This window comes from Pseudomonas sp. JV245A (assembly GCF_032424515.1).
GTDB classification, from domain to species: domain Bacteria; phylum Pseudomonadota; class Gammaproteobacteria; order Pseudomonadales; family Pseudomonadaceae; genus Aquipseudomonas; species Aquipseudomonas protegens.
This window is the reverse complement of sequence record NZ_VYKE01000038.1, coordinates 1-15,303: the sequence shown is the minus strand read 5'-3', so window position 1 is coordinate 15,303 and position 15,303 is coordinate 1. Positions and strand designations below refer to the sequence as shown.

Annotated in this window: 15 protein-coding genes; 10 read left to right on the top strand and 5 right to left on the bottom strand. The window is 65.0% G+C overall.

Going from position 1 to position 15,303, the window contains the following annotated elements; translation table 11 throughout:
• The first annotated feature begins 97 nt into the window (after window positions 1–97).
• Window positions 98–1,501 (top strand): amino acid permease, encoded by a 1,404-nt coding sequence (locus tag F6S12_RS13380; protein ID WP_011059127.1) that lies wholly within the window; start codon window positions 98–100, stop codon window positions 1,499–1,501.
• A 21-nt stretch (window positions 1,502–1,522) separates the two neighbouring features.
• Here F6S12_RS13380 and F6S12_RS13375 read toward each other — a convergent pair whose 3' ends face one another.
• The 3 genes from F6S12_RS13375 to F6S12_RS13365 form a co-directional block, all read right to left on the bottom strand.
• Window positions 1,523–1,894, bottom strand: a complete 372-nt coding sequence (locus F6S12_RS13375; RefSeq protein WP_019095167.1) for a MerR family transcriptional regulator — start codon at window positions 1,892–1,894, stop codon at window positions 1,523–1,525.
• Window positions 1,895–1,958: 64 nt separating this feature from the next.
• Window positions 1,959–2,534, bottom strand: coding sequence for an NAD(P)H-dependent oxidoreductase (locus F6S12_RS13370; RefSeq protein WP_265577812.1), 576 nt, complete (start codon window positions 2,532–2,534; stop codon window positions 1,959–1,961).
• A 56-nt stretch (window positions 2,535–2,590) separates the two neighbouring features.
• Window positions 2,591–3,472, bottom strand: a complete 882-nt coding sequence (locus tag F6S12_RS13365; RefSeq protein WP_152685927.1) for a LysR substrate-binding domain-containing protein — start codon at window positions 3,470–3,472, stop codon at window positions 2,591–2,593.
• A gap of 214 nt (window positions 3,473–3,686) precedes the next feature.
• Between F6S12_RS13365 and F6S12_RS13360 the strand changes: the two genes are divergently transcribed.
• A complete protein-coding gene (locus tag F6S12_RS13360; protein WP_123430042.1) occupies window positions 3,687–4,451 on the top strand; it encodes a sulfite exporter TauE/SafE family protein in 765 nt (254 codons plus the stop codon).
• A gap of 9 nt (window positions 4,452–4,460) precedes the next feature.
• Here F6S12_RS13360 and F6S12_RS13355 read toward each other — a convergent pair whose 3' ends face one another.
• The gene (locus F6S12_RS13355) at window positions 4,461–4,775 is read right to left on the bottom strand and encodes a putative quinol monooxygenase (RefSeq protein ID WP_015634064.1); all 315 of its coding nucleotides are present in this window, start codon (window positions 4,773–4,775) and stop codon (window positions 4,461–4,463) included.
• A gap of 203 nt (window positions 4,776–4,978) precedes the next feature.
• On the opposite strand from F6S12_RS13355, the gene F6S12_RS13350 reads away from it, so the two are divergent.
• The 8 genes from F6S12_RS13350 to F6S12_RS13315 all read left to right on the top strand — a co-directional run bounded on the left by F6S12_RS13350 (window position 4,979) and on the right by F6S12_RS13315 (window position 14,465).
• On the top strand, window positions 4,979–5,569 hold the full coding sequence (locus F6S12_RS13350) for an NAD(P)H-dependent oxidoreductase (protein ID WP_011059133.1): 591 nt from the start codon (window positions 4,979–4,981) through the stop codon (window positions 5,567–5,569).
• 67 nt (window positions 5,570–5,636) lie between these two features.
• On the top strand, window positions 5,637–6,548 hold the full coding sequence (locus F6S12_RS13345; protein WP_011059134.1) for a LysR family transcriptional regulator: 912 nt from the start codon (window positions 5,637–5,639) through the stop codon (window positions 6,546–6,548).
• Between the two features lie 221 nt (window positions 6,549–6,769).
• Window positions 6,770–8,437: a gamma-glutamyltransferase gene (gene ggt, locus F6S12_RS13340; RefSeq protein ID WP_315868972.1), complete on the top strand. Its 1,668-nt coding sequence runs from the start codon at window positions 6,770–6,772 to the stop codon at window positions 8,435–8,437.
• A gap of 228 nt (window positions 8,438–8,665) precedes the next feature.
• Window positions 8,666–10,111 (top strand): SulP family inorganic anion transporter, encoded by a 1,446-nt coding sequence (locus F6S12_RS13335; protein WP_011059136.1) that lies wholly within the window; start codon window positions 8,666–8,668, stop codon window positions 10,109–10,111.
• Between the two features lie 190 nt (window positions 10,112–10,301).
• Window positions 10,302–11,651 carry a gluconate:H+ symporter gene (locus tag F6S12_RS13330; RefSeq protein ID WP_011059137.1) on the top strand — a complete coding sequence of 450 codons (1,350 nt, stop codon included), beginning with the start codon at window positions 10,302–10,304 and terminating at the stop codon, window positions 11,649–11,651.
• Window positions 11,652–12,512: a MurR/RpiR family transcriptional regulator gene (locus tag F6S12_RS13325; protein WP_053156278.1), complete on the top strand. Its 861-nt coding sequence runs from the start codon at window positions 11,652–11,654 to the stop codon at window positions 12,510–12,512. It begins immediately after the preceding gene.
• 1 nt (window position 12,513) lies between these two features.
• The gene (locus F6S12_RS13320) at window positions 12,514–13,980 is read left to right on the top strand and encodes an N-acyl-D-amino-acid deacylase family protein (RefSeq protein WP_210693468.1); all 1,467 of its coding nucleotides are present in this window, start codon (window positions 12,514–12,516) and stop codon (window positions 13,978–13,980) included.
• Between the two features lie 116 nt (window positions 13,981–14,096).
• Entirely contained in the window at window positions 14,097–14,465 is a 369-nt protein-coding gene (locus F6S12_RS13315) for a glyoxalase superfamily protein (RefSeq protein ID WP_011059140.1), read from the top strand.
• A gap of 6 nt (window positions 14,466–14,471) precedes the next feature.
• On the opposite strand, the gene F6S12_RS13310 is transcribed toward F6S12_RS13315, so the two are convergent.
• The coding region (locus F6S12_RS13310) for an AraC family transcriptional regulator (RefSeq protein WP_315868971.1) at window positions 14,472–15,303 on the bottom strand (832 nt) is incomplete at its 5' end.

The window sequence follows — 15,303 nt, the reverse complement described above, 5'->3', positions numbered from 1 at the left end:
CCCTGGTTGCCGCCCTGTGCGGCGACCAGGCCAGCGGCACAAGGACGGGCCGTCACAACGATTTATACGTGCACACAACAATAAAGAGGCACTCAAAGTGACCACCTCCAATAAGGGTTTCGAAGCGATATCCAATCGCGAGCACGGCCTCAGGCGGCAGTTGACCGCCGGCCAGATGAGCATGATCGCCATCGGCGGGGCCATTGGCACCGGGCTCTTCATGGGCAGCGCCTACGCCATCGGTTATGCCGGCCCCAGCGTGCTGCTGAGCTACGCCATCGGCGCGTTGATCACCCTGATCCTGATGGGCTGCCTGGCGGAAATGACCGTGGCCCATTCCACCTCCGGCTCCTTCGGTGCCTACGCCGAGTTCTACGTCAGCCCGCTGGCCGGCTTCCTGGTGCGCTATGCCTACTGGGCGGCCATCGTGCTGGCGGTGGGTGCCGAAGTCACGGCCATCGCCATGTACATGAAGTACTGGTTCGCCAACGTTCCGGAGTGGGTGTGGATCATCTCCTTCTCCAGCGTGCTGATCGTGCTCAACGGCATCAGCGTGAAGACCTTCGGCAACTTCGAATACTGGTTTTCCACCATCAAGATCGCCGCCATCGTCGGCTTCATCATCCTGGCGGTGTACGTGGTGTTCGGCTCTGGCAACCCCGACTACGGGCTGCACAACTACAGCGCTCACGGCGGCTTCTTTCCCAACGGTTTCGAAGGCATGTGGATTGCCGTGATTGTGTCGATCTTCAGCTACCTGAGCGTGGAGATGATCGCGGTGGCGGCGGGCGAGGCCAAGGACCCGCAACGCGCGGTGAAACAGGCCTTTCGCGCCACCATCGTGCGCCTGGTGGTGTTCTATCTGCTGACCCTGGCGCTGATGCTGGCCATCGTGCCCTGGGCCCAGGCCGGAAAGGCCCAGAGCCCGTTCGTCACGGTGATGCAGACCATCGGTATTCCCGGGGCCACCGGGGTGATGAATTTCGTGATCCTGATCGCCGCGCTATCGGCGATGAACAGCCAGCTCTACATCACCACGCGGATGATGTTCAGCCTGTCCCGCGCCGGCTATGCGCCCAAGTCCATGGGGGCCCTGAGCAAGAACGGGATTCCGCTCAATGCCCTGCTGCTGTCCAGCTCCGGCATCGCCCTGGCGACCCTGGTCAACGTGCTGTACCCCGAGAGTTCGTTCACCCTGATGATGGCGATCTCGATGTTCGGCGCGATCTTCACCTGGTTCATGATCTTCCTCACCCATTACTGCTTCCGCCGCTATCACCAGCGCCACGGCGAGCAGCAGTTGTCGTTCCGCATGCGCCTGTTTCCCTACAGCACCCTGCTGGGGCTGGTGCTGATGGGGGCGGTGATGATCACCACCTTCTTCACCGAGGCGTTCAAGATGACCCTGGTGTTCGGGGTGCCGTTCCTGCTGTTGCTGACCCTGGTCTATTACCTGTGCTTTCGTAAGCCGCGGGTGGTCGCCGGCTTGTCGGAGGTCTGAAGCAAGGCCGCCCGGGCGGTCCTAGCGGCTGCCCAGGGGGCATTCCTCTCGCGCCTGTTGCAGGCTGGTCTCGAACAGCTCGAGCCGGCCCTGCAACTGCTGCAAATCCTCGATCTGCTGTTGCAGCTCGCGCTTTTTCTGCGCCAGGGCCGCCTGGGCCCGGTCCCAGGGGAAGGCCTGCCCCTGGTGGGTGGCGAACACCTGCTGCAGTTCCTTGAGCTTGAAGCCCAACTGCTGGGCGCACTTGATGAATATCAGTTGCTCGACGCTCTGCGCGTCATACAGGCGGTAGCGACCCTGGCGTGGCGCTTCGGGCAAGAGGCCGATGGCCTCGTAATGACGGATGCTCTTGACCGTGGTTCCGGACAGTTGCGCGGCTTGGCCGATGTACATGAAGGCTCCTTTTCCAGTACCGGGTCGTCGGGCGGTGGACGGCGTTGCGCATTATCCGGCGCTTTCACTGCTTGGCAAGGTGCTCCACTTGCAGCAGCCAGTCGGCCCGGCGTTCCTGGCTGGCGTCCAGCACCGGGCCGAAGGTCAGGGTGCGCAAGGGCTTGATGCCGCAGAAGGCCAGGGTGGTGCGGCGCATCTGCTGCAAGCCGGGCATGCGGTAGAACCAGCGGAAGTACCAGGGCGGTGTATCCATGGTCACCAGCAGGTGGGCGCTGCGGCCCTTTAGCAGCTGCTCCGGAAAGGCTTTGCCGGGGCGGTACTTGAAGGCGAAGCCCGGCAGCAGCACGCGATCGAGAAAGCCCTTCATCAGCGCCGGAATGCCGCCCCACCAGATGGGGAAGACCCAGGTCAGGTGCTCGGCCCAGAGGATGTCGGCCTGGGCCTGCTGCAGGTCTTCTTCCAGGGGCTGGATCTGGCGATAACCTTCGCGCAGCACCGGGTCGAAATGCAGGTCGCCGAGCCTGAGCTGGCGCACTTCATGGCCGGCTTCCTGCGCCGCTTTCACGTAGCGCTCGCTCAATGCCGCGCACAGGCTGTGGCGCGAAGGGTGGCCGAGAATCACCAGGATGCGTTTGCTCATTGCCGTGGTCCTTGAGGAATAAACCCCAAGGCTAAAGTCTGCCCCTAAGGGGAGAGTCAAGGCTCCAGCAGCGCACGGCACAAGCCCTGGGCATACAGGGGCAGGGCGTCGAAGTCGCGGGCGCACAGCAGCAAGCGGCGGCGTGCCCAGGCCTCGTTCAAGGGGCGGCTTTGCAGAGCCAGGTGCAGGTTGCGTTGCAGGGCCGCCAGGGGCACCAGGGCCAGCCCGGCGCCGCGGGCCACCATGCGCAGCACGGCGTCGAAGCCTTCGGCGCGGATGCGCAACTGCATGCGCCGGCCCAGGTGCAGGGCCTGTTCCTCCAGGTACACCGCCAGGGCGCTGTGGCTGGCCAGGCCGACATAGTCGTGGGCCAGGCTGTCGCTGAAGCTGGGGGCCGCCAGGGCACCCAAGGGGTGGTCCGGGGGCATCACCAGCACCAGTGGGTCGTCGCGAAAGGCCCGGGTCATCAGGCCCTGAGTGTCCACCGCATCGGAGACGATCCCCAGGTCCGCCGCGCCCTGGCGCAGGGCGTGGGTGATGCGCTGGCTGGGCAGCTCCTGCAGCTCGATATCGACATGGGGCTGGCTGTGCAGGAAGTCTGCCAGCAGCTCTGGCAGGTACTCGCTGAGTGCGGTGGTGTTGCACAACAGGCGCACCTGGCCCTTGACCCCCCTGGCGTATTCGCCAAGGTCCTGCTGCAGGTGCTCGGCGTACAGCAGCAGCGTTCGCGCGTGCTGGGCCAGGGCCTTGCCGGCGGCTGTCGGGCGGATGCCACGACGCCCGCGTTCGAGAAACTCGATGCCCAGCGAGGCCTCCATGGCGCGGATTCGAGCGCTGGCGGCGGCCAGCGACAAGTGGCTGCGAGCGGCACCGGCGGTGATGTTGCCGGCCTCCAGAATGTTCAGGTACAGGCGCAGGTCGATCAGGTCGAAGTGCATGGGGCATCTCTCGGGGAGCGTCATTTTTGTAGGAGCCGGCTTGCCGGCGAAGAGGCCGCTGGGTTTTGCGCAAATCTCGAAATCGCTTTCGCTGGCAAACCAGCTCCTACTGCGGTACGGGCCATAGGTTTTTGTATGTGCCTATTGCCGGGCAAGAGGCTGGCTCAGTATATGGCAGATTTTCAGCAGGGCGGGCAGGGCGCAGGATAGGCCCATGAACAGCTCGCTCGCGTTTTATCAGAATCTCGGAGTGGCCCTTTCCCTGTTGGTGATCGGCACTTTTGTGCTGGCCGGCATGGTCAAGGGGGTGATCGGTCTTGGCCTGCCCACCGTGGCCATGGGCCTCTTGGGGTTGGCTATGGCGCCGGCGCAGGCTGCGGCCCTGCTGATCATTCCGGCGACCCTGACCAATCTCTGGCAACTGGCCTTTGGCGGGCATCTGCCGGCCTTGCTCAAGCGCCTGTGGCCGATGCTGCTGGCGATCTTTGCCGGCACCGCCGCCGGCTCCCTGTGGCTGGGAATCGACGCCGGGCATTGGGTGGTGCGGGGCTTGGGGGCGGCGCTACTGCTATATGCCCTGAGCGGCTTGCTGTTGCCGACCCTGCGAGTGTCGGCGGCCCAGGAGCGCTGGCTGGGGCCGCTGTGCGGGCTGGTCACCGGGGTCATCACCTCGGCCACCGGGGTGTTCGTGATTCCGGCGGTGCCCTACCTGCAAGCCCTGGGGCTGAACAAGGATCAGCTGGTGCAGGCCCTGGGCCTGTCGTTCACCGTCTCGACCCTGGCCCTGGCCGGCGGCCTGCTGTGGCGCGGCGCCCTGGGCGGCGCCGAGCTGGGGGCCTCGCTGCTGACCCTGGCCCCGGCGCTGCTGGGCATGTGGCTGGGGCAGTGGTTGCGCCAGCGCATCAGCGCCCAGTTGTTCAAGCGGGTGTTCTTTGTCGGCATGGGCCTCTTGGGCGGGCACTTGCTGATCAGCGGCTAGACCTTTTGCTCAGCGGCCAGCCGCGGCCGGGCTGAGCATGTCGATGGCGCGGATCTCGAAGTCGCGCTCCAGGTAGTCCATGCGCGTGTCGAGGAACTGCTGCATGTGCGGCAGGCTGGAGTGGCTATCCAGCGCCTCCTGGGAAGCCCAGACCTCGTAGAAAATGAACAGGCTCGGGTCCTGTCGGTCCCGCAGCATGTGGTATTCGATGCAGCCGGCTTCAGCGCGGCTGGCGGCTACATGGCCGAGAAAGAACGCCTCGAAGGCATCAGCCCGTTCCGGGCGGGTCTTGGCGTGAAGGATGAAGGCCTGGGGTGTGGGCATAAGGAGCACTCTTGCTGATGGGGAGGTCGGCAAAAATTCTAAGGCAACAATCAACCGTTGATTCGTGCGTTTGAGTCAAATGTATTTTGAACAACCCGGGCTTATTCTCCGGCCCTGGCCTGATTAACCTGCCGCCATCGTTTTCAATCTTTACAGCCCGCCGCCATCGATGCGCAACGGGTTGTTCCCGATGAGGCTGGATCATGAAAAAAGTACTGCTGCTCAATGGCGCCAAGCAATTCGCCCACTCCGATGGCCGCTATAACGCGACCCTGCACGACACCGCCCTGGCGGTGCTCGACCGGGGTGGTGTGGAGGTCAAGGTCACCCATATCGACGAGGGTTATGACATCCAGGAAGAAGTGGCGAAGTTTCTCTGGGCCGACGTGGTCGTCTACCAGATGCCCGGCTGGTGGATGGGCGCACCGTGGATCGTCAAGAAATACATCGACGAAGTCTTCACCGAAGGCCACGGCAGCCTCTACGCCAGCGACGGCCGGACCCGCTCCGATGCCTCGCAGAAGTACGGCAGCGGCGGCCTGATCCAGGGCAAGCAGTACATGCTTTCGCTGACCTGGAACGCCCCGCAGCAAGCCTTCGACGATCCCACCGACTTCTTCGAGGCCAAGGGCGTGGACGCGGTCTACTTCCCGTTCCACAAGGCCAACCAGTTCCTGGGCATGAGCGCCCTGCCGACTTTCCTCTGCGTGGACGTGATGAAACGCCCGAACATCGAAGGCGATGTGCAGCGTTACGAGGAACACCTCAAGGCAGTGTTCAATCTGCCGGGCTGAATCCGGCTACTATTGAGTGCCTTGAAACTCAGGGGCGATGTTGCCCCGCTGCCGCCAGAGGACTCATGTGAAAGCCCGATCCGACGAGTTGCAAGTCTTCGTCTGTGTCATCGAGTGCGGCTCGATTTCCGCCGCCGCCGAGCAGTTGGCCCAGACCCCTTCGGCGGTCAGCCGCAGCTTGTCGCGGCTGGAGGCCAAGCTCGACACCACGCTGATCAACCGCACCACGCGACGCATGGACCTGACCGAGGAAGGGCGCTACTTCTTCGAACAGGCCAAGCTGATCCTCGATCAGATGGACGAGCTCGAAGAGCGCCTGTCCTCGCGCCAGCGCAACCCGTCCGGGCGCCTGCGGATCAACGCTGCGTCGCCCTTCATGCTGCACGCCATCGTTCCCTATGTGGCCGAGTTCCGCAGCCTGTACCCGGATATCCAGCTGGAACTCAACAGCAACGACCTGATCATCGACCTGCTGGAGCAGAGCACCGATATCGCCATCCGCATCGGGGTGCTGGCGGATTCCACCCTGCATGCCCGCTCCCTGGGCTGCAGCCCGCTGCACATCCTCGCCAGCCCTGACTACCTGGCCCGCCACGGTACGCCGCAGAGCGTGGCCGAACTGGCCGGGCACACCCTGCTGGGCTTCACCCAGACCGAGACCCTCAACCACTGGCCGCTGCGCCATGTGCATGGCGACCGCTGGCAGATCCAGCCGGGCATCAGCGCCTCCAGCGGCGAGACCCTGCGCCACCTGGCGCTGGAAGGGCAGGGCATTGCCTGCCTGTCGCACTTCATGACCATCGACGACATCCGCGCCGGGCGCCTGCAACCGGTGCTGGCCTCGTTCAACAGCGGTTATCGCCAGCCGATCAACGCCGTGTACTACCGCAACTCGCAACTGGCCCTGCGCATCCAGTGCTTCCTGGATTTCATCCAGGGCAAGCTGGCCGATTACGCCAACCCCGAGTTCCAGGGCTGAAGGCTCCCCCCATTCCCCGCCTATCCCCCGTAGGAGCCGGCTTGCCGGCGAAGGGGCCCCCGGGTTTTGCGCAACTCTTGAAGTTGCATTCGCTGGCAAGCCAGCTCCTACGGTTATCCATGGCGGAGGCTTGGGACGTTCGTGCCACGATTGGCGATTGCTCAACCCCCCGTCTCGGGCCTAAGGTTCTTGCCGTTCAATAACAAGAAAAGGAAGGACCTATGCGCATTCTGTTGTTCAAGACCCTGGCCCTGACGGCCGCCATCGCCGCCAGCAGCTCGGCCTTCGCCGTGACCCTGGAAGGCGGCGCGGTGGCCGCGCCCAACCAGTACGGCGCCGATGTCGCGGCGCAGATCCTCAAGAAGGGCGGCAACGCGGTGGATGCCTCGGTGGCCACGGCCTTCGCCCTGGCCGTGACCTACCCCGAGGCCGGCAACATCGGTGGCGGCGGGTTCATGACGATGTACATCGACGGCAAACCCTACTTCCTCGACTACCGGGAAACCGCGCCCAAGGCCGCGACCCGGAACATGTACCTGAATGAAAAGGGCGAGGTGATCGAGAACCTGAGCCTGGTGGGCGCTCGCGCTGCCGGGGTGCCGGGTACGGTGATGGGCCTGTGGGAGGCGCACCAGAAGTTCGGCAAGCTGCCCTGGAGCGAGCTGATCACTCCGGCCGTGGGCTACGCGAAAAACGGCTTCAAGGTGGCCGACAAGCAGTACCAGTACCGCGAGGATGCGTTGAAGCTGTTCAACGGCACCACCAACTTCGGCGACTACTTCGGCAGCATGAAACCGGGCGAGACCTTCCGTCAGCCGGAACTGGCCGCGACCCTGGAGCGCATCGCCGACCAGGGCGCCAAGGAGTTCTACAGCGGCAAGACCGCCGACTTGCTGGTGGCGCAGATGCAGGCCGACAAGGGCCTGATCACCAAGCAGGACCTGCAGGACTACAAGGTCCAGTGGCGCCAGCCGCTGCAGGTGACCTTCCGTGGCAACACCCTGTACACCGCGCCGCCGCCCAGCTCTGGCGGGGTGGCCCTGGCGCAGTTGATCAGCATCAAGGAAGAGCGCGCGGCGGACTTCAAGGGTGTGGAGCTCAATTCGGCCAAGTACATTCACCTGCTGGCGGAAATCGAAAAGCGGGTGTTCGCCGACCGCGCCGACTACCTGGGCGACCCGGCGTTTTCCGATGTTCCGGTCAAGCAACTGACCGACCCGGCGTATCTGAAAAAACGCGCCGCCGAGGTCAACCCCAACGCCATCTCGGCTACCGAGAAAGTGCGCCCCGGGCTTGAGCCGCACCAGACCACCCACTTCTCCATCGTCGATGCCCAGGGCAACGCGGTGAGCAACACCTACACCCTGAACTGGGACTATGGCAGCGGCGTGGTGGTCAAGGGCGCGGGCTTTTTGCTCAACGACGAAATGGACGACTTCAGCGCCAAGCCGGGCGTGGCCAACGCCTTCGGCGTAGTGGGCGGCGACGCCAACGCCATCGCCCCGGGCAAGCGCATGCTGTCCTCCATGAGCCCGAGCCTGGTGACCCGCGATGGCAAGGTCACCCTGGTGCTGGGCACCCCCGGAGGTTCGCGGATCTTCACCTCGATCTTCCAGGTGCTGAACAACCTCTACGACTACCACCTGCCCCTGGAAAAGGCCGTGGCCGCGCAGCGCGTGCATCACCAGCTGCTGCCCAAGGACACGATCTACTACGACGCCTATGCGCCGCTCACCGGCAAGGTGGCCGACGAGCTCAAGGCCATGGGCTACACCCTGGAAGACCAGGGCTGGGAGATGGGCGATATCCAGGCCATCCGGGTCAATGGCACCGCGCTTGAAACCGCTTCCGACCCACGTGGCCGCGGTGTCGGCAAGGTCGTCAAATAACCGCTGACCCCCTGTAGGAGCTGGCCGGGCGGTGTTCCGCTTGCCGGCGAAAGGGCACGCAAGCCTGGCGCCAGGTCGAGCGGCCTCTTCGCTGGCAAGCCAGCTCCTACCTTCGTTGTGCAGGCGCCGACGGCCGGCTGGTCGGAGGCGGCTCAATTTCGTAACATTCCCCGCCTTCTTTCCGCACTTCCCAGGGCCGCGCCTGCCGGTCCGTCTATCAGGTCAATCATGAAAGCAAAACGTCTGCGTGCCGATGTCCTGGCCGGACTCACCACCTCCTTTGCCTTGCTGCCCGAGTGCATCGCCTTCGCCCTGGTGGCCCACCTCAACCCGTTGATGGGCCTGTATGGCGCGTTCTTCATCTGCACCCTGACGGCGCTGTTCGGCGGTCGGCCGGGCATGGTGTCCGGCGCTGCCGGTTCCATGGCGGTGGTGATCGTCGCCCTGGTAGTGCAGCACGGTGTGCAGTACCTGTTGGCCACGGTGCTGCTGGGCGGGCTGGTGATGGTCGCCTTCGGCCTGCTGCGCCTGGGCAAGCTGGTGCGCATGGTGCCGCACCCGGTGATGCTGGGCTTCGTCAACGGCCTGGCGATCGTCATCGCCCTGGCCCAGCTGGAACATTTCAAGAGCGGCGAACACTGGCTCAGCGGCCAGCCGCTGTACCTGATGGCCGGGCTGGTGGCATTGACCATGGCCATCGTCTACCTGCTGCCGCGCCTGACCCGGGCGGTGCCACCGGCCCTGGTGGCGATCCTCGGGGTCGGCGCGCTGGTCTACCTGCTGGGCCTGCCGACCCGCACCCTGGGGGACATGGCCCACATCGCCGGCGGCCTGCCGAGCCTGGCGCTGCCCCAGGTGCCGTGGAACCTGGAGACCCTGGGCATCATCGCGCCCTATGCGTTCCTGATGGCCATGGTCGGCCTGCTGGAAACCCTGCTGACCCTCAACCTCACCGACGAAATCACCGAAAGCCGCGGCTACCCGGACCGTGAATGCGTGGCCCTGGGCGCGGCCAATGTGGTCTCGGGAATGTTCGGCGGCATGGGTGGCTGCGCGATGATCGGCCAGACCGTGATCAACCTCAGTTCCGGTGGTCGCGGGCGTTTGTCGGGCGTGGTGGCGGGCGCTCTGATCCTGCTGTTCGTGCTGTTTCTCTCACCGCTGATCGAGCGCATCCCCCTGGCGGCGCTGGTGGGGGTGATGTTCGTGGTGTCGCAGCAGACCTTCGCCTGGGCGTCCCTGCGGGTGATTAACAAGGTGCCGCTCAACGATGTGCTGGTGATCCTCGCGGTGACCGTGATCACCGTGTTCACCGACCTGGCCATGGCGGTGTTCTGCGGCATCGTCATTGCCGCCCTCAACTTCGCCTGGCAGCAGGCCCGCGAGCTGTACGCCGACAGCCACCTGGAAGCCGACGGCAGCAAGCACTACCAACTGCATGGCACCCTGTTCTTCGCCTCCACCACGCCGTTTCTCAACCAGTTCGATCCGGCGGGCGATCCTCGGCACGTGACTGTCGACTGTCGCCACCTGAGTTTTGTCGACTACTCGGCCATCGCCGCGCTGAAAACCCTGCGCGAGCGTTATGCCAAGGCCGGCAAGCAGTTGCGGGTGCTGCACCTGTCCGAGCGCTGCAAGAAGCTGCTCAAGCGTGCCCGAGAGCATCACGACTGAGATCGGCCACCGCGGCAGTGGATGAAAATACCCACTGCCGATTTTCATAAGCCGGCCTTTCACTTAGCTGTTCGCGACAAAGCCTGCCTCTTTACGAAAATAAGTTTCACTCGGTTTGAAGTTCACCTTTCTAAGTGATTAATGAATTTCACAACCATTCGAAAGTGACGCTGTTTTCAAGGAGGACGCCATGGCTCCCGCTACGGGTTCTTGGCTGCTGGGCTACGCCGCAGTCGCCATCATTGCGCTGATCGTGTTGATCGCCCGCTACCGACTCAACCCCTTTATCGTCATCACCCTGGTGTCGGTGGGCCTGGCGCTGATGGCCGGCATGCCGCCTTCCGGAGTGGTGAGCGCCTACGAGGCCGGGGTTGGCAAGACCCTGGGGCATATCGCCCTGGTGGTGGCATTGGGCACCATGCTCGGCAAGCTGATGGCCGAATCTGGTGGTGCCGAGCAGGTGGCGCGCACCCTGATCGACCGCTTCGGCGAACGCAACGCCCACTGGGCCATGGTCTGCATCGCCTTCCTGGTAGGGCTGCCGCTGTTCTTCGAAGTGGGTTTCGTACTGCTGGTGCCAATTGCCTTTACCGTGGCGCGGCGGGTCGGGGTGTCGCTGCTGATGGTGGGCTTGCCCATGGTCGCCGGGCTCTCGGTGGTGCACGCCCTGGTGCCGCCGCACCCGGGAGCGATGCTGGCGGTGCAGGCCTATCAGGCGTCGGTGGGGCAGACCCTGGTGTATGCGCTGCTGATCGGTGTGCCCACGGCGATCATCGCCGGGCCGCTGTACGCGCGGTTCATCGTGCCGCACATCCACCTGCCGGCGCAGAACCCCCTGGAGCGCCAGTTCATCGCCCGCGAGCCGCGCCTGCGCCTGCCGAGTTTCCGCCTGACCTTGGCCACCATCCTGCTGCCGGTGGTGCTGATGCTTCTCGGCGGCTGGGCCAACCTGCTGGCCGAGCCCGGCACCGGCCTCAACCAGTTCCTGCTGTTTATCGGCAACTCGGTGATCGCCCTGCTGGTGGCCACCCTGGTGAGTTTCTGGACCCTGGGGCTGGCCCAGGGCATGAACCGCGAATCGATCCTCAAGTTCACCAACGAATGCCTGGCGCCCACCGCCAGCATCACCCTGCTGGTGGGGGCCGGCGGCGGCCTCAACCGCATTCTCATCGACTCCGGGGTGACCGAGCAGATCGTCGGCCTGGCCCATGAGTTCCAGCTCTCGCCGCTGTGGATGGGCTGGCTGTTCGCGGTGCTGATGCGGGTCGCCACCGGTTCGGCCACCGTGGCCCTGACCACCGCTTCCGGGGTGGTGGCGCCGGTGGCTGTCGGCCTGGGCTACCCGCACCCGGAGCTGCTGGTGATCGCCACCGGCGCCGGCTCGGTGATTCTTTCCCACGTCAACGACGGCGGCTTCTGGCTGGTGAAGGAATACTTCAATATGACCGTCATCCAGACCTTCAAGACCTGGACCGTGCTGGAGACCCTGATCTCGGTGATCGCCTTCGGCCTGACCCTGGTCCTCGCGGAGTTTTTGTAGATGGACATCCTTTACCAGATCCGCTCGCGCCTGGATTTTCTCAGCGCCGGGGAAGGGCGGATCGCCCGGCTGATGCTCGACGATGTGGGCTTTGCCGCCTCTGCCAGCCTTGACGAACTGGCCCGCCGCGCTGAAGTCAGCGCCGCCACCCTGTCGCGCTTTGCCCGCAGCGTCGGCTGCCGCGACTTGCGCCAGTTGCGCCTGCAGCTGGCCCAGGCCAGTGGGGTGGGCAGCCGCTTCCTGGACCCTGCCGGCACCCCGGAACAGTCCGGGTTCTACCGGCAGATCGTTGGCGATATCGAAGCTGCGCTGCACCAGCATCTGGCCGGTTTCGAGGAGGCCCAATTCGCCGATGCGGTGCGCTTGCTGGGGCGCGCGCGGATGATCCACGCCTTCGGCATGGGCGGCTGCTCGACCCTGTGCAGCAGCGAGTTGCAAGTGCGCCTGGTACGCCTGGGCTACCCCATTGCCGCCTGCCACGACCCGGTGATGATGCGCGTCACCGCCGCCGCCCTGGGGCCGCAGCACGCGGTGATCGCCTGTTCGCTGACCGGTATCACCCCCGAGCTGCTGGAGGCGGTGGCCCTGGCCCGTACCTACGGCGCCGGGATCCTGGCCATTACCTTGCCCGACTCGCCCCTGGCGCAATTGGCGGATGTGCTGCTGCCGCTGCACAGCGCCGAGACCTCGCTCATCTACAAACCCACCGCGGCCCGCTACGGCATGCTGTTGGCCATTGATGTGCTGGCCACCGAGCTGGCCCTGGCCCTGCCCGATGACAACCAGGAACGCCTGCGACGGATCAAGCTGGCCCTGGACCATTACCGTGGCGGCGACGATTGCCTGCCCCTGGGAGACTGACATGCGCTACCACACGCTGATCCGCAACGCCCTGATCATTGACGGCAGCGACCGTCCCGGTTACCCCGCCGACCTGGCCATCCTCGACGGGCGCATCGCGCGCATCGGCGATCTGTCCGCGGCCAGCGCCGAGCAAGAGATCGACGCCGCCGGGCGGGTGCTGGCCCCGGGTTTCATCGATGTGCACACCCATGACGACACGGTGGTGATCCGCCAGCCGCAGATGCTGCCCAAGCTCAGCCAGGGGGTGACCACGGTGATCGTCGGCAACTGCGGGATCAGCGCCGCGCCGGTGACCCTCAAGGGCGACCCGCCGGACCCGATGAACCTGCTGGGCGAGCGCTCGATGTTCGTCTACCCGCGTTTTCGTGACTACCGCGCGGCGGTGGATGCCGCGCGCCCGGCGATCAACGTGGCGGCGCTGGTGGGGCACACCGCGCTGCGCAGCAACCATCTGCCGGACCTGTTTCGCACGGCCACGGCCGATGAAATCAGCGCCATGCGCGTGCAACTGCGCGAAAGCCTGGAGGACGGCGCCCTCGGCCTGTCCAGCGGGCTGGCCTACGCCAGCGCGTTTTGCGCCGAGACCGATGAAGTGCTGCAACTGGCCCAGGAATTGACGGCGTTCGGCGCGGTGTACACCACCCATTTGCGCAGCGAGTTCGAGCCGGTGCTGGAGGCCATGGACGAAGCTTTTCTGATTGGTCGCGCGGCCCGGGCACCGGTGATCGTCTCGCACCTCAAGTGCGCCGGCGCCGGCAACTGGGGGCGCAGCCCGCAACTGCTGGCGGCCCTGGAAAACGCCGCCCGGGAACACCCGGTGGGCTGCGACTGCTATCCCTACGCCGCCAGTTCCTCGACCCTGGACCTCAAGCAGGTCACCGATGCCTACCGCATCACCATCACCTGGTCCACACCGCACCCCGAGCAGGGCGGTCGCGACTTGAGCGAGATCGCCGCTGACTGGGGCGTCAGCCTGCTGGCCGCCGCCGAGCGCCTGCAACCGGCGGGGGCGGTGTACTACGGCATGGATGAAAACGATGTGCGGCGCATCCTCGCCCATCCGCTGTCGATGGTCGGCTCCGATGGCCTGCCGGAAGATCCTTTCCCCCATCCAAGGTTGTGGGGCGCCTTCCCCCGGGTACTCGGGCACTTCAGCCGCGACCTGGGCCTGTTCCCGCTGCACACTGCGGTGCACAAGATGACCGGGCTGTCCGCGGCGCGCTTCGGCCTGCACCAGCGTGGCGAGATCCGCGAAGGGCACTGGGCCGACCTGGTGCTGTTCGACCCGGCGCGGGTGCGCGACGTGGCGGATTTCAAGGAGCCGCAGCGCGCCGCGCAAGGCATCGATGGGGTCTGGGTCAATGGCGTGTGCAGTTTTGCCCAGGGCCGGGCCAACGGTGAACGTCAGGGGCGCTTCCTGCCCCGGGAAGGTGACCTGCGCCCGGGATTTGCATCCGCTGGCTGATTTGTTGACCTCCATCACAATGATGGCGCTGTGCTATTAAAGAATCCCCGAGCGGCGCCGAACTGCTGATAATCGCCGTCTGTATAGTCGGCTCATTTCAGTCAGGGAGTCGCGCAATGAGCTTTGGCAAAACCACCCCCATCCTGCGGATCTTCGATGAAGCCAAGGCCCGGGAGTTTTACCTCGATTTCCTGGGTTTCTCCCTGGATTGGGAACACCGCTTCGAAGCCGATTTTCCGCTGTACATGCAGGTCTCGCGGGGCGAGTGCGTGCTGCACCTTACCGAGCACCATGGCGACTGCTCGCCGGGTGCGGCCCTGCGGATCGAGACCGATGAACTGGAAACCTTCCAGCAGCAGTTGCTGGCCAAGCAGTACCGCTTCTCCCATCCGCAGATCCAGGCCATGCCCTGGGGCAGTCAGGACATGACCATCAGCGACCCGTTCGGCAATCGCCTGGTGTTCACCAACGCCATCAGCGTGTAACGGGTTTCAGGCCTTGCCGGAGCTCTGCGCGCTCAGGCGGAACTGCCCCGGGGTCAGCCCGGTGCGGGTCTTGAAACTGCGGTGGAACGAGCGCGGTTCGGTGAAACCCAGGCAATCGGAGATGCCCTGGATCGACAGCTCGCTGTGGCGCAGATAGTGCTCGGCCAGCTCCTGGCGCAGGTCGTCGAGAATCTGCTGGTATGAAGTGCCAGCCTGTTGCAGTTGGCGCTGCAGGGTGCGTACCGACAGGTGCAGGTGCTGCGCCACCTGCTCCTTGCGCGGCAGGCCGTCCTTGAGCAACTGGCGCAGCACGTTGTGCACCTGCAAGGCCAGGGGCGCATCGCCCAGGGAAGCCATCATCGCCTGGGCATGTTCTTCCAGGGTCTTGAGCAGGCGCGCGTCGGCCTGGCGCAGGGGCATCTGCAGGTACTCCAGCGGCGCCACCAGCGCCGAGCAGGGTTGCTGGAACAGCACCGGGCAGCCGAACAACGCCTCGTACTGCGCCGCCTCGACGGGTTCCGGCAGGGCGTGTTCGAACCACACCGCGCTGGGCGACAACTGCGAATCGGCGATCCAGCGCGCATACAACAGCCAGGACGCCAGGACGTTTTCCACCAGGTGGCGGCGGATGTCCGGGCGCTGATGGCGGCAACTCCAGATCAGCCGCACCTGGTTGCCAGCGACTTCGGCGCGGCTGGTGCCCATGTCCCCCACCAGTTTTTCGAACGGCATGATGCGGCCCATGGCTTCGCCGAGGGTCGCGCAGTTCATGGTGATGTAGCCCAGCACATTCCACGAGCTGGGTTTGACGAAGCGCGCCGAATTGAGCCCGAACAGC